This is a genomic window from Halogeometricum pallidum JCM 14848, assembly GCF_000337095.1.
In the GTDB taxonomy this organism is placed as follows: Archaea; Halobacteriota; Halobacteria; order Halobacteriales; family Haloferacaceae; genus Halogeometricum; species Halogeometricum pallidum.
Window position 1 is genome coordinate 55,434 of the sequence record NZ_AOIV01000042.1, and the last position, 19,110, is coordinate 74,543.

General features: G+C 66.7%; 18 protein-coding genes. 13 read left to right on the forward strand and 5 right to left on the reverse strand.

Features of this window, described 5'->3' with window-relative positions:
- Position 1: 1 nt before the first annotated feature.
- The gene (locus C474_RS18290) at positions 2-481 is read left to right on the forward strand and encodes an Rpp14/Pop5 family protein (RefSeq protein WP_008389479.1); all 480 of its coding nucleotides are present in this window, start codon (positions 2-4) and stop codon (positions 479-481) included.
- Between the two features lie 6 nt (positions 482-487).
- Positions 488-1,270: an archaeal proteasome endopeptidase complex subunit alpha gene (gene psmA / locus C474_RS18295; RefSeq protein ID WP_008389480.1), complete on the forward strand. Its 783-nt coding sequence runs from the start codon at positions 488-490 to the stop codon at positions 1,268-1,270.
- 149 nt (positions 1,271-1,419) lie between these two features.
- Here psmA and C474_RS18300 read toward each other — a convergent pair whose 3' ends face one another.
- From C474_RS18300 to folP, 3 genes are all read right to left on the reverse strand, one after another.
- Complete coding sequence (locus tag C474_RS18300; RefSeq protein WP_008389481.1) at positions 1,420-1,773, reverse strand: helix-turn-helix transcriptional regulator; 354 nt, start codon at positions 1,771-1,773, stop codon at positions 1,420-1,422.
- A gap of 25 nt (positions 1,774-1,798) precedes the next feature.
- Positions 1,799-2,545, reverse strand: coding sequence for an NRDE family protein (locus C474_RS18305; protein WP_008389482.1), 747 nt, complete (start codon positions 2,543-2,545; stop codon positions 1,799-1,801).
- Positions 2,546-2,751: 206 nt separating this feature from the next.
- Positions 2,752-5,241, reverse strand: coding sequence for a dihydropteroate synthase (folP, locus tag C474_RS18310; protein ID WP_008389483.1), 2,490 nt, complete (start codon positions 5,239-5,241; stop codon positions 2,752-2,754).
- Positions 5,242-5,344: 103 nt separating this feature from the next.
- On the opposite strand from folP, the gene C474_RS18315 reads away from it, so the two are divergent.
- Positions 5,345-5,782 carry a universal stress protein gene (locus C474_RS18315; protein ID WP_008389484.1) on the forward strand — a complete coding sequence of 146 codons (438 nt, stop codon included), beginning with the start codon at positions 5,345-5,347 and terminating at the stop codon, positions 5,780-5,782.
- Between the two features lie 123 nt (positions 5,783-5,905).
- Here C474_RS18315 and purH read toward each other — a convergent pair whose 3' ends face one another.
- On the reverse strand, positions 5,906-7,483 hold the full coding sequence (purH, locus tag C474_RS18320) for a bifunctional phosphoribosylaminoimidazolecarboxamide formyltransferase/IMP cyclohydrolase (protein WP_008389486.1): 1,578 nt from the start codon (positions 7,481-7,483) through the stop codon (positions 5,906-5,908).
- Between the two features lie 168 nt (positions 7,484-7,651).
- Here purH and purB point away from each other — a divergent pair, with 168 nt between their 5' ends.
- The 10 genes from purB (at position 7,652) to C474_RS18370 (ending at position 18,003) form a co-directional block, all read left to right on the forward strand.
- Positions 7,652-9,040, forward strand: coding sequence for an adenylosuccinate lyase (gene purB, locus C474_RS18325; RefSeq protein WP_008389492.1), 1,389 nt, complete (start codon positions 7,652-7,654; stop codon positions 9,038-9,040).
- Positions 9,041-9,463: 423 nt separating this feature from the next.
- Positions 9,464-9,952, forward strand: coding sequence for a hypothetical protein (locus tag C474_RS18330; protein WP_008389493.1), 489 nt, complete (start codon positions 9,464-9,466; stop codon positions 9,950-9,952).
- A 391-nt stretch (positions 9,953-10,343) separates the two neighbouring features.
- Entirely contained in the window at positions 10,344-11,423 is a 1,080-nt protein-coding gene (locus C474_RS18335; RefSeq protein ID WP_008389495.1) for a glucose 1-dehydrogenase, read from the forward strand.
- A complete protein-coding gene (gfcR, locus tag C474_RS18340) occupies positions 11,407-12,045 on the forward strand; it encodes a transcriptional regulator GfcR (RefSeq protein ID WP_008389497.1) in 639 nt (212 codons plus the stop codon). Before C474_RS18335 ends, gfcR begins: the two co-directional genes overlap by 17 nt.
- Before the next feature lie 91 nt (positions 12,046-12,136).
- Positions 12,137-12,478, forward strand: coding sequence for a glutaredoxin family protein (locus C474_RS18345; protein ID WP_008389499.1), 342 nt, complete (start codon positions 12,137-12,139; stop codon positions 12,476-12,478).
- A gap of 133 nt (positions 12,479-12,611) precedes the next feature.
- The gene (locus C474_RS18350; RefSeq protein WP_049917172.1) at positions 12,612-13,175 is read left to right on the forward strand and encodes a DUF7110 family protein; all 564 of its coding nucleotides are present in this window, start codon (positions 12,612-12,614) and stop codon (positions 13,173-13,175) included.
- 242 nt (positions 13,176-13,417) lie between these two features.
- On the forward strand, positions 13,418-14,899 hold the full coding sequence (locus C474_RS18355; RefSeq protein WP_049917173.1) for an aryl-sulfate sulfotransferase: 1,482 nt from the start codon (positions 13,418-13,420) through the stop codon (positions 14,897-14,899).
- Positions 14,900-15,042: 143 nt separating this feature from the next.
- A complete protein-coding gene (locus C474_RS18360) occupies positions 15,043-16,014 on the forward strand; it encodes a phosphoadenosine phosphosulfate reductase family protein (protein ID WP_008389502.1) in 972 nt (323 codons plus the stop codon).
- A gap of 207 nt (positions 16,015-16,221) precedes the next feature.
- Positions 16,222-17,175 (forward strand): phosphoadenosine phosphosulfate reductase family protein, encoded by a 954-nt coding sequence (locus C474_RS18365; RefSeq protein ID WP_008389503.1) that lies wholly within the window; start codon positions 16,222-16,224, stop codon positions 17,173-17,175.
- A gap of 87 nt (positions 17,176-17,262) precedes the next feature.
- Entirely contained in the window at positions 17,263-18,003 is a 741-nt protein-coding gene (locus tag C474_RS18370) for a diphthine--ammonia ligase (protein WP_008389504.1), read from the forward strand.
- 34 nt (positions 18,004-18,037) lie between these two features.
- Here the strand turns inward: C474_RS18370 and C474_RS18375 are convergent, their stop codons facing one another.
- A complete protein-coding gene (locus C474_RS18375; protein WP_008389505.1) occupies positions 18,038-18,997 on the reverse strand; it encodes a sugar phosphate nucleotidyltransferase in 960 nt (319 codons plus the stop codon).
- Positions 18,998-19,110 lie beyond the last annotated feature (113 nt).

Sequence of the window (19,110 nt, forward strand, 5' to 3'; positions counted from 1 at the left end):
GATGAAACATCTCCCGAAGCATCTCCAACCGCGGTGGCGCTATCTCGCCGTCGAGGTGGAGTCACACCCCGACGCCCGCATCGACAGGGGCGACTTCCAGCGCGAACTGTGGTACGCCGCGCAGAACCTCTACGGCGACGCCGGGAGCGCCGCGTCCGACCTAACCGTACTCTCGTTCGCGTTCGCGGACGGCGACGGGGAGACGGTGGTCCGGGCGTATCGCGGGCGGGAGGGACGGGCCCGAGCGGCGCTGGCCTGCATCTCCGAGGTGAACGGTTCGCCCGTCGGCGTACGAGTCGCCGGCGTCTCCGGGACGGTGCGTGCCTGTGAAGAAAGGTATTTAGGACGCCGGGCCGGAAACTCAGGACAGAGAGACGTCGCGTTCGAGAACGAGTCGCGGTCCGCCGTCGTCCGTGGTTCACGGGTCGACGTTCGCGGGGCGGGCGGCTTCGTCGGCGCGACGCAACTCGATTTCGAGTGATAACTTATGCAGGGACAAGCCCAACAACAGGCATACGACCGCGGGATCACCATCTTCTCGCCCGACGGTCGTCTCTACCAAGTAGAGTACGCGCGTGAAGCAGTCAAACGAGGCACGGCGAGCATCGGCGTCCGCACCTCCGAGGGCGTCGTCCTCGCCGCCGACAAGCGTTCGCGCTCGCCGCTCATGGAACCGACGAGCGTCGAGAAAATCCACAAAGCCGACGAGCATATCGGCATCGCCTCGGCCGGCCACGTCGCCGACGCGCGCCAGCTCATCGATTTCGCCCGGCGGCAGGCGCAGGTCAACCGCCTCCGCTACGGCGAACCCATCGGCATCGAGACGCTGACGAAGGAGGTCACGGACCACATCCAGCAGTACACGCAGGTCGGCGGCGCCCGCCCGTTCGGAGTCGCCCTCCTCATCGGCGGCATCGAGAACGGCACGCCGCGCCTGTACGAGACGGACCCGTCGGGGACGCCGTACGAGTGGAAGGCCGTCTCCATCGGCGCCGACCGCGGGGACCTTCAGGACTACCTCGAAGAGAACTACCGCGAGGACCTCACGCTCGACGAGGGCATCGGCCTCGCCCTCCGCGCCATCGCCTCGACGAACGACGACGAACTCGACGCCGGCGGCGTCGACGTGGGTACGGTCTCCGGGGAGACGGAGACGTTCGTCGAACTGGAGAACGACGAGATAGCCGACTACATCGCCGACAACGACCTCGAACCCAGCGAGGACGACGAGGACGAAGACGAGGGCGACGGCGACGAGACGGCCGAATAAGGTAGCGCGACCGGAAGCGACCGCCCCGCATCCCACGGTTCGAATCTTCTCGCTTTTCCCCGACGCCGTCAGGTCCTCCCGCCGCTCTCTGTATCGTTTCCGGGCGAGCGATGCAACTCCGGGTCAGTAAAAGACGGCGAGAACGCGCCTCAGTAGTCTTCGTACGCGAGGTTCATCAGCCACTGCGAGAACGCGTTGCTGTTGGGGTTGACCTCCTCCTCGCCGATGAACGGCGACAGCATGTCGCCCGCCATCAGCATCGCGAACTCGAGGTCCCGGGCGGTGGGTTCGAGGTAGTAGGTGTTGTGCCCGTTGTACACCGTCTCCTCGCGTTCGATGAGGTCGAGTTCGAACAGACGCTCGGCGATTCGGCTCCCCTTCCGGGAGGTGATGTCCAGTTCCTTCCAGAAGTCGCTCTGATGGATGCCGCCGCTCTCCCGGATGAGTTCGAGTCCCGCGCGTTCGTCCTCCGAGAGGTCGGCCTCGGCCTCGCCTACGCTCATGTACGTTGGGTCGCCCGCGTCCCGTTTAAACCTGACTTTCGACCCGCTCGTACGCCGTCTCGCAGGGCGGCCCGGGGGCGAAGGCGTACTCGGCGCCGCCGTCGGCCCACAGGGTGACGAGCGACGACGAGCGAGTGCCGTAGCGACCCTCGGGGTCGTGGACGCAGACGCCGTACTCGTGGTCGCGCAGCACCGACGCCGCCCGGTCGCGCCACTCCTCGGGCGACTCCGCGCGCGGCTCGAGGGCCTCGCGGACGCGCCGGGCGTTGTCGGCCTGCTCCCGACCGACCTCGGGTCGCTCTGTCGGTTCGAAGACGTCGCCGTCGTACCCGACGTTGACGACGACGTGGACGCCCGGGTCGAGCGACGTCGTCCGCAGGGCCCCGTCCCACTCGAAGACGAAGGCGTCGTCGGCGTCGGCGACGACGAGGTTGAACCCATCGTAGACGTCCGCCTCCACCGCCGATTCGACCATTTCGCGGGCGGCGGCGGCGCTCTCGGCGCGGAGGGCGTCGACGACGAGTTGCCCCCGGGAGCGTTCGCCGCCGCCCTCGACGTCGACCCAGCGGTTGGTGATGCCGACGAAAACGCCGCGGTCGTTGTAGCCGACCCACGTCCCGCCGGCGTCGCTGTCGCGCGGGGCGACGAACGCCGGGTCGCCGTCGACGACGCCCGGCGGTTCGGAGGGTCGGTCCAGCGCCTCGTCGCGGTTGGCCGCGACGACGACGGGCGCCGCGTCGAACGCCTGCCACGCGATGGTCAGGGTGCACACGACTCTCGTCTAGGGGCGGCGGCGAGAAAACGGTTCGGCGCTCATACTGTTTTGCCGGGAGAACGACCGTTTGGTGGGTTGCAGTGAACACGTTGGAAGCTCCCTTCCAATCCCACCCGCGGCGGTCGGTCGATTCGCTACCGCGTGTCCGAGCGTTGTCGTCGATACGACGAGTCTCAGCGGTTTGGCGGCCGAGCGTTCAACGTCTACTCCTCGAACCGCTCGGGGTTCCGCGTCGCCAGCGCCACGTTCACGGCGGTGACGTTCTCCGGCACGTCGTGGACGCGGACGATGTCGGCGCCGCGGTCCGCGGCGACGGCCGACGCCGCGGCGGTGGCGACGGGGTTGTCGCCCGCCTCCGCGTCCACGAGTTCGAACATCGACTTGTGCGAGTGGCCGAACAGGAGCGGACAGCCCAGTGCGTCGAACTCGCCCAACCGATCGAGTATCTCGAAGTTCTCCGCCTTCGATTTGCCGAAGCCGATTCCGGGGTCGACGATAACGTTTTCGCGCGGGACGCCCGCCTTCTCGGCCAGGAGGATGCGCTCTCCGAGTTCGTCTATCACGTCGTCGACCACGTCGTCGTAGTCGACGTCCTTTCCGGGCACGACGGGGGCGTCGATGCTGTGCATCACGATGACGGGCACGTCGCGTTCGGCGGCGAGAAATCGCATCTGCGGGTCTTCGAGGCCGGTCACGTCGTTGAGCACGTCCGCGCCCGCGTCGAGGGCCGCCTCGCCGACGGCCGCCTTCCGCGTGTCCACGGAGAGGAGCGCGTCCACGTCGGCCAACGCCTCGATGACGGGGACGATGCGGCGAATCTCCTCGTCGACGGGCACCGCCTCCGCCCCGGGCCGGGTGGACTCCCCGCCCACGTCGATGATGTCCGCCCCCGCCTCGACCATCGCCTCGGCGCGTTCGAGGGCGGCGGTCGTGTCGTAGAACTCGCCGCCGTCGTGGAAGCTGTCCGGCGTGACGTTCAGGATGCCCATCACCGCCGTGCCGTCCGCCCACGGGTAGCCGTCCGCGCCGTCGCTCTCCGTCTCGAAGTCGAGTCCGACCCGCTCTCGCACGTCCGCGGCGACGCCGGCCAACCCGTACGGCGCGTCGGCGAGTCGCTCGGTCAGCCGTTCGAACTCCGGAAGCGTCCCCGCCAGCACCGCCTCGGCGAGTTCGCCGTCCCCGGGGTCGGCCGAGGTGACGCAGTCGCCGCCGGCTTCGAGCATCGCCGTCTTCACCGCGCGCGCCTGTCGGCGCTGGAGAGGGAGAGTGACGGCGCGGTGGATAGCGTCGTCGCGCGTCTCGGCGGCCGTCGCGGCGTCGACGTGCGCGCGTTCCAGCAGGCGGTCCGCGTCCGACCGGTCGCGGACGGTCCTCGGCGTGACGACGCGCGTCCACGTCGCGCGCGCCTCGGCGACGAGGAACAGCGACCCGAGGGCGAGCACGCAGTCGCCAGCGTCGGCGCGTTCGCGGGCCGACGCGAGCGCGGAGGCCACGTCGTCGCCGACGGTCACCTCCCCGACGCCGGCGTCCTCGAACACGCGGGCGAGCACCTCGGGGTCCTCCGAGCGGGGGTTGTTCGGCCGGCAGGTGACGACGGAGTCGGGATCGGGGAGGGCGTCCACCATCTCGCGGTGGTCCTTGTCGTGCATCGCGCCGAAGACGAGATGCAGGTCCTCGACGTCGAAGTCCTCGAGGACGGTGGCGACGGACTCGCAGGCGCCGGGGTTGTGCGCGCCGTCGAGGACGACGTAGGGGTCCGTCTCCATCACCTCGAAGCGGCCGGGCCAGTGGGCGGTCCGCAGGCCGCGTTCGAGCGTCGCGGCGTCGAGTTCGGTTCCGACTCCGAGTTCGTCGGCGATCTGTCGGGCGAGGACGCAGGCGATGCCGGCGTTCTCCGCCTGGTAGGCGCCGAGCAGCGGCACCCGTCCGTCGACGCGCCAGCCGTCGCCGACGACGCTGACCGCGGACTCCTGGTGGTTCACGCGGCCCTCCGAGCGGACGGTCACGTCCGCGTCGTTCGGCGTCGCCCCGCCCGTCCCCGCCGCGCCGACGGTGACGACGCTTCCGACTTGCTCGCGGATGGTCGAGAGCGCCGCCCCCGTCGCGCCCGTCACGAGCGGCCGGTTCGCGGGGGCGACGGCGGCCTTCTTCTCGGCTATCTCCTCGACGGTGTCGCCGAGGACGGCAGTGTGTTCGAGCGAGACGTTCGTCACCGCGGCGGCGACGGGGTCGACGACGCTCGTCGCGTCGAGTTTTCCGCCCATGCCGACTTCGAGCACGGCCACGTCCACGTTCGCCTCCGCGAAGTACCACACCGACAGCGCCGTCATCACCTCGAAGAACGTGAGCGGGTCGCCGTCGGCGGCCCGTCCGACCAGCCACGGCTTCGCGCGTTCGACGAACTCGCACACCGACGCCTCGGGAATCTTCCGTCCGTCGACCCAGATTCGCTCGCGGAGCGTCTCGAAGTGCGGCGACGTGTAGAGGCCCGCGCTCAGTCCGGCCTCCCGGAGGACCGACTCGGTCATCCGGGCCGTGCTCCCCTTGCCGTTCGACCCCGCCACCTGCACGAACGTCACGTCCTCGTGGGGGTCGTCGAACTCGGCCAGGAGCGCCCGAACCGACGCCGTCCCCGGTTTGACCTGGAACCGGCGGAGGTCGAAGAGGAAGCGTACCGCCTCGTGGTACTGCATACGCGAAGGTCACGAGCGTCGCGCTTAGGAGTGTCGAACCGGCTCACTTCTGCGGGAAACTTCGGACGGATATTAATTACCGAGGGTGACTAAGTGCCGGTCGATGTACGACTCGATTCTGGTTCCGACGGACGGCAGCGAGGGGACGGCGACGGCGCTCGAACACGCGCTCGAAGTCGCTTCCCTCTCGGGAGCGACAGTTCGCGCCCTCTCGGTGGTCGACCGACGCCTCTACCTCGCGGCGAGCGACGACCAGAAGGACGAACTGCAGGAGTCGCTGCACGAGGACGCCGTCGCCGCCGTCGACGACGTGGCCGAGACGGCCCGCGAGGCGGACGTGGAGTGCACCACCGCCGTCCGCGACGGCGTCCCCTACAAATGCATCCTCGACTACGCCGAGGAGGCGGACGTCGACCTCGTGGTGATGGGGACGCACGGGCGCACCGGACGCGACAAACTGGCGAGTCTGGGGAGCGTCACCGAACGCGTCGTCGAGAACACCGACCGACCCATCCTCGTGGTGAGCATCGGGGAGAAGTAACTCGGAAGGCACGCCGCCGAAACACGCGTCGCCGCCTCGAACCGCGGTTCAGCGGTGTCTGAGAGCGTGCGAGACGGCCGCCCGAGTGCGGTTCGGGGCGCTTCGACTCGCCGACGTTCGCCCCTAGTCGTGACGGAACGTCCGCCGACCGGTGAAAACCATCGCGACGCCGCGTTCGTCACAGGCGGCGATGACGTCCTCGTCGTTCACCGAGCCGCCGGGTTGGATGACGGCCTCGACGCCCGCGTCGGCGGCCTCCTCGATGCCGTCCGGGAACGGGAAGAACGCGTCGGAGGCCATCACGGTCCCCTCGGGGCCCTTGCCCTCGGCGTGCTCCTCGGCCTTCATCGCGGCGAGGCGGACGGCGTCGACGCGGGAGACCTGTCCCATGCCGACGCCCACGGTTTCGGTGCCGTCGGCGAGCAGGATGCCGTTGGACTTCACGTGCTTGAGCACCTTCCACGCGAACAGCATCGTCTCCAGTTGCTCGTCGGTGGGTTCGGTCTCGGTGACGACCTCCAAATCGTCCTCCGTCGGCGCCCACAGGTCGCGCTCCTGCACGAGTCGGCCGCCGACGAGCGGTTTCTCGGTCAGGCGGTCCGTGCGCTCGCCGAGTTCGCCCACGTCCAAGACGCGGAGGTTCTGCTTCTCGGTCAGCACGTCGAGGGCGGCGTCGGTGTAGCCGGGGGCGACGACGACTTCCTTGAACGAGTCGACGACGAGTTCGGCTGTCTCCGCGTCGCACTCGCGGTTGAGGGCGACGATGCCGCCGAAGGCGCTCATCGCGTCCGTCGAGAGGGCGTCGGCGTACGCCTCGGCCAGCGAGTCCGCGGTGGCGCACCCGGCCGGATTGGCGTGCTTGATGACCGCCGCGGCGGGTTCTTCGAACTCCTTTATCAGATTGAGGGCGCCGTCGGCGTCGTTGTAGTTGTTGTACGACAGCGTCTTCGCGCCCTCGTTCAGTTGGTCGGCGCGGACGACGGAGGCCTCCTCGCAGGCGTCGTCGGCGTAGACGGCGGCGTCCTGATGGGGGTTCTCCCCGTAGCGGAGTTCGGCCGCCTTGTCGTCGGAGACGAGTCGACGCTCGGGGAAGTCGCCGCCGCGGTCGCCGTCGACGGTCACCGTCCCGTCCTCGACGCCGACGCGCCCCTCGGCGAACCAGCGGACCGCACGCGGGTACGCCGTGAACTCGCCCTCGCGAAGAACGCGCTCTTTGAGCGAGTTCTCGTCGTCGTCCTCGTAGACGGGGACGGCCTCCTGCGTGACGATGGGGCCGGCGTCGACCTCCTCGGTGACGACGTGGACCGTACAGCCGGTGGTGCGGACGCCGGCGTCGAGCACCTGCTCGTGGGCGTCCATGCCGGGGAAGGAGGGGAGCAGGGAGGGGTGGACGTTGAGCGTCGTCGGCGTGCGCTCGACGAACTCCTCGGTGAGGATGCGCATGTAGCCGTCGAGGCAGACGAGGTCGAAGTCGTACCCCGAGAGACACTCGACGATGCGGCGCTCGTGGGACTCGCGGGACTCCTCGGCGTCGCGTTCGACGACTTCCGTCGGGATACCCCGCTCGGAGGCGGCGTCGAGGACGGGCGCGCCCTCCTCGTTCGCGAGGACGACGGCGAGTTCCGCCCCGCCGGGCGCTCGGTCGTCGATGTGCAGGAGGTTCCGCCCGCGGTTGCTCGCCAGACCGGCGATCTTGGTCATGTGAGAGGTGCCTCGCGCCGGGAGAAAAACAGTTGCGGTCTTCAGCGCCGAAGTGTACACGTTCGAGCATACAAAGAGCGCTGTGAGCGCGCGGAGGCCGGTAATGTATGCACGAGAGTGGGATAGTCCATCGACACGCTTTTGCGTCGCCCGGAGGCATCCTCGCGCATGGACGACCTCTCCCGCTCGGACCCGCTCGCCGCCGTGTCGCCGCTCGACGGCCGGTACGCCGGTCGAACCGAACCGCTCGTTCCGTACGCCAGCGAGGCGGCTCTCATGCGCGCCCGCGTCCGCGTCGAGGCCGAGTACCTGCTGGCGCTCTCGGACCTCGACGCGACGCCGCTGTCGCTCTCGCAGTCCGAACGGGAGACGGTTCGGGCGCTCTACGAGGAGTTCGACGGCGAGGACGCCCGCCTCGTGAAGCGCCTCGAAACCGAGGGCGCCGCGGGCTACGCTGCGACGAATCACGACGTGAAGGCCGTCGAGTACTTCGTCCGGACGGAGACGGACGACCGCGTCCACCCGTGGATTCACTTCGGACTCACGAGCGAGGACGTGAACAACCTCGCGCAGCGACTGCTCGTCAAACCGGCCGTCGAAGGGGTGCTCGTCCCGGCCATCGAGGAGATTCGGGACGAACTCGCCGCACTCGCGCGGGAACACCGCGCGACGCCGATGCTCGCGCGGACGCACGGTCAGCCCGCGACGCCGACGACCTTCGGGAAGGAGATGGCCGTCTACGCCGCGCGCCTCGGGACGCAACTCGGGCGCGTGAAGGAGGCGGTCGAGGGTCTCTCGGGCAAACTCGCCGGTGCGTCGGGGACCTACGCGGCGCACGTCGCCGCCTACCCCGAGGTGGACTGGCGGGCGTTCTCCCGGGAGTTCGTCGCCGGTCTCGGCCTCGAACACACCGCGTTGACGACGCAGGTGAACCCCTGCGACGATTTAGCGGCCGTCTTCGACGCCCTCCGCGGCGTCGACAACGTCCTCCTCGATTTGGACCGCGACGTGTGGCTGTACGTCTCCCAGCGCTACCTCGGACAGGAGGCCGCCGCGGGCGAGACGGGGTCGTCGACGATGCCGCACAAGGTGAACCCCATCGACTTCGAGAACAGCGAGGGGAACCTCTCGAAGGCGAACGCGGACCTCGGGTTTCTCGCGGACTACGTGACGAACTCCCGCCTCCAGCGGGACCTCTCGGACTCGACGGTCAAGCGAAACATCGGGTCGGCGTTCGCCCACTGTCTCATCGGCTACCGAAAGACCGCCGCCGGTCTCGACAAGGTGGTCCCGAACGAGCGGGTGATGCGCGAGGAACTGGACGCCCACCCCGAACTCATCGGCGAGGCGGTCCAGACCATCCTCCGGCGCGAGGGCGACACCGAGGCGTACGAGCGCGTGAAAGAACTCACGCGCGGGTGCGAGGTGACGTTGGAGGACTTCCGCGACCTGTTCGACGAACTCGACGTCGAGGAGTCCGTCCGCGAGGAGTTGCGGGCGCTATCGCCGACGACGTACGTCGGACTCGGCGACCAACTCGTCGACGAACTGCGGTAGGCCGGGATTGGGTCTGTCCCCGGTTTGGAGGAGGGAGACAGACGGCTCTGCTGAAATTCTCCACCTCTTACACGTCCTCAGAGGCGTGCTGAATAGAGGGCGCATGTCTTGCAGTCAGATTCCACTCCAGACCGCCACCGCTCTATACAATTCGATATCGCTCACACATAGCCGAGTACCTTTGACGGACATATCGTCACTCGATTAATCAGTACTCAAATAACCGTGATATTGTTGTATATTTATTATATTTGTCGCCGTATCCTCTGACCCATGCTACCATACGAGGGCACCCACAGAAACGCGGACGCGAGTATTGAAACGGCTGTAGGGACTCAGAAACTCACATTTGTAGAGAATACGTTCGCCGACAACCGGGGCGGGACACGTCGCTCCGTGAACCGCGGGCGGTGGAGCTAGCCGATGCCACCGATTGAGACGCTTCGCCTATATGTTAAGACGGGAGATGTCGGGTTCCCGGTGGGCGCCGATACGGATGGGCACGTCTATCTGGGTGTTTGCGGACGCGAATTCAGAATCAACACTCCCGAAGACGATTTCGAGTTGGGTGCTGGCGACACCATCAGGTTTGGCAAGGATGACAACGTCGAAAACGGTTGGCTCAACGACCCGCGTCAGCCACAGTTATTCGTCGAGCAGGCAGACCAGTTCCCTGTCTATCTGAGATACGACCCCCATCCTCGTGACGATGACTGGGTTCTCGAGCACGCTTACGTGACCTTCAACGACGATTCTTTCCCAATGTACGAGACGCTACTTCGCGGCACGTTGCAAATGGGGCATCGTTCAACACTATTCGTCCATCTGGTCAAGCACGAAGACACTCCCGCATCGTCATCCAAAGACCTCATGCGTAGGGTGGCTCGTTTTATTCGCTCGACAGACCGATAGACAGGGGGTAGCCCCGGATGCCGGTACGGACGGGTGGCAGCATGCAATGAACGGGTACACAAGGAGGTACGAGCAGTCGGGATACCATGAATCTCCTTCGATCGCTCCGAGGTAACGGGACTTCCGACCCCCTCGAAGCGACTGGGACTCCTAGTTCAACATGCTGAACTCACTCTCTGTACGCGGCACGCGAATTCTGCAGAATCCGAAGATTTCGACAGAGCCGGAGAGATGGGAGAAGACGGAGATGCGACACGTCCGGTGAGCGCCGACACGGACTGGATGGTTCGTGAATGACGCCGCGGGCTGGCACGGCGCGGCCCTCACCGTGCATCTTCCTTTACTCATCATAGAATAAATCTTTTGGTGGCTGGGGGCGTAGCGGGTGAACATGAAAGCTATCGCAGTGAAACAGGGGGAGAACCGGCCGGTGCTCGTGGACAAACCGCGTCCCACGCCGGAACCGGGTCAGGCCCTCGTTCGCACCCTCTCGGTCGGAGTGGACGGCACCGACCACGAGGTCATCACAGGCGGACACGGCGGGTGCCCGGAGGGCGAGGACCATCTCGTCCTCGGACACGAGGCGGTCGGCGTCGTCGAGGACCCGAACGGCACCCGATTCGAGGCGGGCGACGTGGTCGCGCCGACGGTCCGACGGCCGCCGAACGGAGAGAACGAGTACTTCGAACGCGGCGAACCCGATATGGCGCCCGAGGGGATGTACCACGAACGCGGCATCCTCGGCGCGCACGGCTTCATGGCGGAGTATTTCGTCAGCGAGGAGGAGTTCCTCGTGGACGTTCCGGCGTCGCTCACGGACCTCGGGTTCCTCGTCGAACCGATATCCATCGCCGAGAAGGCGGTCGAACTCGCGTACGCCTCCCGGTCGAGTTTCACGTGGGAACCGGAGGCGGGGGCCGTCCTCGGCAACGGGAGCCTCGGACTGCTGACGCTCGCGCTTCTGCGCGACAAACTCGGGTACGAGCGTCTGTACTGTCTCGGCCGCCGCGACAGACCCGACCCGACCGTCGACATCATCGAGGAACTGGGGGCGACGTACGTCGACTCCCGGAAGACGCCCGCCGACGAGATGCCGGAGGCGTTCGAGCCGATGGACTTCGTCTTCGAGGCGACGGGCTACGCGAAGCACGCCTTCGAGAGCGTCCACGCCCTCGCGCCGAACGGCGTCGCGGCGCTTCTCGGCGTCCCCGGCCCCTGGGAGTTCGAGATAGACGGCGGGTCGCTCCACAACGAACTCGTCATGCAGAACAAGGCGCTCGTCGGGAGCGTCAACTCGCACGTGAGCCACTTCGAGTCGGCCGTCGATACGCTGGCCGAACTCCCCCCGTGGTTCACCGAGGCGTTAGTCACGAACGTGTACGGTCTCGACGACTTCGCGTCAGCGTTCGACGACGACGATACCACTATAAAAACCGCCGTTCAATTCAGCACGTATGAAGAACGTCGATGATCTCATCGAGAGCGCGGCAGAACTCGCGGACCGCGGGTTGTCGAAGGGCGAAATCGCCGACGAACTGAACGTCTCGCGGGAGACGGCCAGTTGGCTCGTCGACCGTAGCGGCGCGTCGAACCCCGAGCGGGAGGCGACCACCACCGAGACGAGCGGACCGCAGGACATCCACGTCGACTGGAGCGCCATCGGCCGCGACTCGAAGCGCATGGGGTACGTCGCACGCGCGATGTCGGACCTGCTGGGTGGGGAGGGCGACGACGTCGACCTCACCATCGGCATCGAGAAGGCGGGAGTACCGCTGGCCACCGTCGTCGCGCAGAAACTCGACACGGACCTCGGGACGTACGCGCCCGCGAAGCACCAGTGGGAGGAGGGTGATATCGACGAACTGGGCGGGTCGTTCTCGCGGAACTTCTCGGAGATACGCGACCGGCAGTGCTACGTCGTCGACGACACCGTCACCTCGGGGACGACGATGAAAGAGACCATCGACGCCATCCGCGAGGAGGGGGGTCGACCCGTCGCCTGCGTCGTCATCGTCGACAAGCAGGGTCTCGAAGAGATAGACGATGTCCCCGTCTACTCGCTCATCGACGTCGTCGGCGTCGGCCGAGAGTAACCGCAGTTCGCTTTTCGGCGTCCCGCGGCGTCGCCCGCACCGGGACGCCGACGACGCAACCCATTTGACGCGTCGTCACCTATCCCCGTACATGACGTTCCAACCCGGGAGCGACCTGTCCGAAGAGGAGATTCAAGCGCGCGTCGACGACCTCATCGAGTCGAACGACGTGGTGCTGTTCATGAAAGGTAACCGCCTGATGCCCCAGTGCGGCTACTCCGCCCGCGCAGTCGAACTCCTCGGCAAGCACCGCGAGGAGTTCGAGACGGTGGACGTCCTCCCCGCCCTCGACGCCTACCGCGCCGCCCTGAAAGAGCACAGCGGGTGGGAGACCATCCCGCAGGCGTACGTGAACGGCGACTTCGTCGGCGGGAGCGACATCCTCTCGGAACTCGACGAGCGCGGCGAACTCGGCGAGACGGTGTCGGCCTGACCGCCCGAAGGAGTTGTATTTCAGTTCGCGCGGGCGAACCAAAGAGTAGGCCTAATAAGTTCGCAGGCCCTACATCAACACAGGTATCGACGTCGCGCCGCCGCGCGCCAGCACTAACGATACTGTTCCAACAATGTCAGGCCGCGTATTCCGACTCCACTCAACGCTCGAACTGCCACTCGAAGACGTCATGGAGTTCTTCGAGAACGACCCCGACCTCCCGCCGGAGGTCGAGGACGTGGAAGTCACCCGCAGGAACAACACGCTCATCCTCAAGGCCGTCGCGGCCGACGACAACCTCAGCAAGTACACCCCGACGGCGCAACTCAAAGCGAGCGTCACCGAAAACCGGGTGTACGAGGAGGAACCGCCGCGCGCGGGCGCCCCGCGATGGGGCGAGGAGGAAGAGGAGATTCCCTCCGAACTCGTCGAGTTCGCGTGTTTCAAAGGCGACCGGGAGACTGTCCTCCAGAACACCGCCCTCCAGTACCCGATGTTCCTCGTGCTTCGGGAACTGGCGATGATAGCCGAGAAGGGGACGCTCACCGCTATCACCGAGTTCGACGGCGAACTCGCCGCCACGCGAATCGTCGAGGGCGAGGAGCGTCCGGCGACCATCGAAGTCGTCGAGAACCCCTCGAAAAGCGGGTCCGGCGGCGGCGGCGTCAACTGGCGCGACAACAAGTTCATCAGCTAACTCGCCCATCGAATACAGTCGCCCTGTTCCTCCAAGCGGCGTTCGTCTTTCGCTCGCGACCCCAGAAGCGACGGCGACGCCGGATGTCGACAGAGGTTTCCGCCGTCGGCCTATCTCGGAGACCGGATGGTGGACGACAGTTCTCGTGAGACGATAGTCTCGCACTACTCGGACGGACAGGGGACGGGCCGCGGACGGGAGAAGAGAAACGGGAGATGCTCACGCGTCGGTCCTGGACCAGAATGACCGGCGAGCGCCGCCGTCGCCTCCCGAGTCGGACCGCCGCGGTTCGAGGGCTCCGCCTCGCCTTCGTCGGCCTCCTCGCTTTCACGCTTCTCTCCGCCGGCGTGTCGTTTCTGACGTACGACCCCGTCGACGCCGGGGGCGCGGCGGCGGAAGGTCCTGAACCCGGCGCCGACGCCGGCGTCGGCGCCCCCCGCGTCGTCGCGACCATCGACGGCGTGGGACCGGGGCAGATTGTCGCCTACGACGCCGACGGGCGGGTCGTCTACCGGAACGACTCGCTGACGCTGTACCACGACGTGGACCCGACCCCCGGGGCCGAGCGCACCGTCACGTACGTCGCCTCGGACGCGGCCGACGAGGACGCCTGCTCGGGCGATGCCTGCCTGCGGAACGTCATCGAACGGGTGAACCTCACCACCGGGGAGGTGACCCGGGTGTACGAACGGGTCCACCGGCGCAACGGGTCGACGCAGATACACGACGTGGACCGGGTAAACGAGTCGACGTTCCTCGTCGCCGACATCAGCTACCCCGACCGGGTGTACATGGTGAACGTGACGACGGACGAAGTCGTCTGGCAGTGGCGCGCCTCGGAGGCGTTCGCCCCCGAGAGCGGCGGGAGCTATCCCTCCGATTGGACGCACGTCAACGACGTCGAGATGCTTCCGGACGGCCGCGTCATGGTGAACCTCCGCAACCAGGACCAGGTCGTCTTCGTCGAACCGGGCGAGGGAGTGCAGTCGAACTGGACGCTCGGCGCCGACGGCGAGCACGGGGTTCTCTTCGAGGCGCACAACTCCGACTACATCCCCGAAGCGCGGGGCGGCCCGGCGGTCGTCGTCGCCGACTCGGAGAACAACCGCCTCGTCGAGTACCAGCGGACGAACGGGTCGTGGACCCGCAGTTGGACGTGGCGGGATACGACGCTGCAGTGGCCGCGGGACGCGGACCGACTCCCCTCCGGCCGGACGCTCGTCGCCGATTCGCACGGGCAGCGGATACTGAGCGTCCGATCGGACGGCGCCGTCGCGTGGTCGAAGCGGTTCCCCACTGGGAGCTACGACGTGGAACTTCTCGGCACGGGCGACGAGAGCGCGAACGGGACCAGCGCGTCGAAACTCGGCCTCCGGTCCCGGCGGCCGAGTTCGCTCGTTTCGGACGGGAATACCTCGATGCGGGGTTCGGTGGTGGGCCCGTCGCTCGACGGGACGCCCCCGGCGAACGCCGCCTCGGGTGAGGGAGAGTCGGTCGGCGCTCGACTGGTCGGAGCGGTCGGGCCCGGAGTCGAGTACGTCCGTTACTCGCTCGTCTCGCTGGTCCCGCCCCGCGTCCTCCACGGCCTCCTGTACGCGCTCCCGTCGTGGGTCTCGGCCCTCGACGTGACGCTCGCCCTCGGGACGGGAGTCGTCGGCGCGCTCTGGGGCGTCGCGGCCGCGGCGACGCGGTTCGCTTCGCGCGGTCGGCCGCGCTCGGAGTAGAGTCGGAAGCGACAGCGCACACCGCTCGCGTGCGCTGGCGTTCGCACGCGCGTCGCGAAACTGCTATCGTCGCACGGAAGTTGTTCGCACGGCCTGAACAGGATGAAAGACGCTTTAGGGCTGTAATTAGATGTAATTACTGTATGCCGGAAGGCTTCCCCGACTACCTCGACGTCGACTACACGAACGGCGAAGGAGAGACTCCCGACGACTATCCGTCCATCCAGGACAAAATAGAGAAGGCCATCGAAGTCACGAAAGATGGTCTCGAACAGTACGAGAACCCCGTCGTGATGTGGACGGGCGGAAAGGACTCCACGCTCTGTCTGTACTTCATCAAGGAGGTCGCCGAGAAGCACGGCTATGAGGTGCCGCCGGCCGTCTTCATCGACCACTACCAGCACTTCGACGAGATTCACGACTTCGTCGAGAAGTGGGCCGACGAGTGGGACCTCGAAGTCATCTACGCCCGCAACGAGGACGTCGGCGCCTACGTCGACGAACACGGCCTCGAACCCGGCGACGACATCCCCGTCGACGAACTGTCCGAGCACAACCAGCACCACATCCGCAACCTGCTGGAGTACGAGGACGACACGTTCCCGTTCCTGCTCGACACCTACGTCGGCAACCACCTGCTGAAGACGGTGGCGCTGAACGACGCCCTCGAGGAGTACGACGTCGACGGCGTCATCTCCGGCGTCCGCTGGGACGAACAGGAGGCCCGCGCCGACGAGACGTTCTTCTCGCCGCGGCACGACCCCGACATCTACCCGCCGCACGACCGCATCCAACCCATCCTCCAGTTCGACGAGGCGTCCGTCTGGGACGCGTTCTGGAACTTCGTCGTCCCGGACACCGTCGAGGGCTACCCCGACGACGGCTACGTTCCGCAGTCGGCAGACGACCTGCCGAACGACCTGACGCAGGACGACATCCCCGTCTCGCCGAAGTACTTCGCCGGGTTCCGTTCGCTCGGCAGCGAGGTGTCGACGGACAAGACCACCGAGGAACCGGCGTGGCTCCAGGACATGGAGAACACGACCGAGCGCGCGGGCCGCGCACAGGACAAAGAGGACCTGATGGAGCGCCTGCGCGACCTCGGCTACATGTGAAGTCGGGACGAACGCGCGCGTCCGCTCAGTGAACGTGCAGTTCGCGTAACTCGACTCGACCCGTCCGTCCGCGGACGGATTCCGCCTCCCGTGCGAACGCGGTCGCACGCCCCTTTTTCACTGGCTCACCGCCGAGCGCTGCGTACGAGTCGTGTGAACAGTGAGCGACGCAAGGTAGATATCCTCGCCGCGCGATAGGTCGGACCGATGACTACCTCCTTCCCGTCGTACGTGACGCTCGATTACGACGCCGGCCGCGGCGAGAGCGCGGCCGACTACCCGACGCTCGAAGACAAGATGGGCAAAGCCGTCGAGGTGACGCGTGAGGCCCTCGAGCAGTACGAGCGACCGGCCGTCATGTGGACCGGCGGAAAGGACTCCACCGTCGTCCTCTACGTCGTCCGCGAAGTCGCCGCCGAGATGGGCGTCGACGTCCCGCCCGTCGTCTTCATCGACCACTTCGAGCACTTCCCCGAGACCGTCGAGTTCGTCGAGCGCTGGACCGACGCGTGGGACCTCGACCTCGTCGTCGCCAAGAACGAGGACTTCGTTCGCCTCGGGGCCGCCCCCGGCGACGAGATTCCCGTCGCCGACCTCTCGGAGGCGAACCGCCGCGAACTCCGGCGTCTGGAGCACGAGGGCGAGACGCTCACCCTCGACGCCGACTCCTTCGAGGGGAACCACCTGCTGAAGACGGTGGCGCTGAACGACGTCGTCACCGAGTACGAGTTCGACGGCATCTTCTCGGGCGTTCGCTGGGACGAACAGGAGTCCCGCGCCGGCGAGACGTTCTTCTCGCCGCGGCACGACTCCGAGAAGTACCCGCCGCACGACCGCGTGCACTCCATCCTCCAGTTCGAGGAGGCCGACATCTGGGCGGCGTTCTGGAACTACATCGTTCCCGACGCGGCCGCGGGCTATCCGACGGGCCACGTCCCCGAGAGCGCCAGCGACCTCCCCGAGGGAATCGTGGCGGCGGACATCCCCGTCTCACCGAAGTATTTCGAGGGGTTCCGGTCGCTCGGCACCGAGTCGGGATCGGCGAAGTCCGACGACCGTCCGGCTTGGGCGCAGGACCTCGGCGCCAGCAAAGAGCGCGCGGGCCGCGCGCAGGACAAAGAGGACCTGATGGGTCGCCTCCGCGACCTCGGCTACATGTGAGTTCTCGCGGGCGGACACCGGCCTCTCCGACCCCGTGACCCCGACCGAATCGGAGGAGGTATACGAACTTCCGTTCTACGACCATCGATGACCGAATCCGGCGACTGGGTCGGCCTCTTCTCCGGCGGCAAGGACTCCTCGTGGGCGCTCTACCGCGCGTTGGAGGAGGGACTGAACGTCACCCGACTGCTGACCGTCCACCCCGGCGAGGGCTCCGACTCCTACATGTACCACGTCCCGGCGACGCACCTCGCATCGCTGGCGGCCGAGAGCGTCGGCATCGACCTCGTCGAGGTGACGCCCGATGACCTCGGAGCGCCGAACGCGACCGACTCCGGAGCGCAGGGCGACGCCGAACTCGAACCGCTCGAAGCGGCGCTCCGGGACCTGCGGGACGAACTCGACCTCGCGGGCGTCACCGCCGGCGCGATAGAGAGCGAGTTCCAGACGAACCGCATCCAGGCGATGTGCGACCGCCTCGGAATCGACCTGTTCGCCCCGCTCTGGCAGGAGGACCCCCGCGAACTCGGCGAGGCGATGCTCGAGGCGGGGTTCGAGATCCGAATCGTACAGGTCGCCGCGCGCGGCCTCAACGAGTCGTGGCTCGGTCGGACGCTCGACGACGAGGCGCTGGACGAACTGACCGAACTCGAGGAGCGCTACGGCGTCCACCCCCTCGGCGAGGGCGGCGAGTTCGAGACGTTCGTCACGGACGGCCCGCACATGTCTCGGCCCATCGAACTGACGTACGACACGGTGTGGGAGGGAACGCGGGGCCGCATCGACGTGACGGACGCGCGCCTCGGCGAGCGGAAAAACGAGAAGTAGTCGCCGACGAAGCAGTCTCTCCCGCGTCGCGCCGCTATTCGAGGTGCGAGTGCGCGCCGATGAGGGCGTTCGAGAGGTCGAGATTCTCGATGTGCGTGTCCTCGTCGACGATGGTGTTGCGGATGTCCGCGTTACGGATAATCGAATCCTTGAAAATGACCGTCTTCTCCAGCGTCGAGTTCTCGACGACGCTGTTGGCCATGACGTGGACGTTCTCGCCGAGGTCGCTGTTCTCGACGTTCGCCGTCTCGTGGACGAAGTTCTCGCCGTCGAGGTACCACGACACCGCGTCGAGGTAGCTCTCGGGCGTCCCGATGTCGAACCACGCGCCGTCGAACGTGAACGCGTGTACGTCGCCTTTACCCTGAAGCCACTGGATGAACCAGCCCGGTTCGTCGGGGTTGTTGCCGCCGGTGAGGTACTCGTCGAACTTCGGCAGCGTCTCCGCCGGGAACGCGTAGCAGGCGATGGAGACGAGCGTGCTGTTGGGCTCTTCGGGCTTCTCCTGGAAGTTGACGACCTTATCGCCATCCAGTTCGACGAGGCCGTAGGATTTGGCCCGCTCCTTCGAGCCGACGTCGTAGGCGGCGATGGACGGGGTGTTCTTCTCCTCGAAGAAGTCGACGAACTCGCCCACGTCGAACGACAGGAGATTGTCGCCGGCGATGACGACGAGGTCCTCCTCGACGTTCTCGCGGTCGATGAGTTGTTCGAGCGCGCCGACGACGCCGAACTTCTCGTCCTCCTCGACGGTCTCCTCGACGGAGAGCGTCGGTTTCTCGAACGGCGAGTCGTCGAGGTACTCCTCGAACACCTCCTCGAAGCGCTCGTTGGTGCTGACGAACACCTCCGAAACCCGGTCGTCCTCCTCTAAATCCTCGAAGATGACGTCTATCACCGTCTCTTCGCCCACCGGTAGAAACATCTTGGGGCGGTGTTTCGTGATGGGCCACATTCGCGTCGCGTACCCTCCTGCAAGGACGACAGCCTTCATGCTCGAATGGACTTACCGCTCTGTCAAGTTCTTTTCCCATCTTGCCCGATTCGTGATACGAATTTCGAGCCACTGCGACGCGACTGACCGAATTCCGGCCCGCGCGTCGGCGT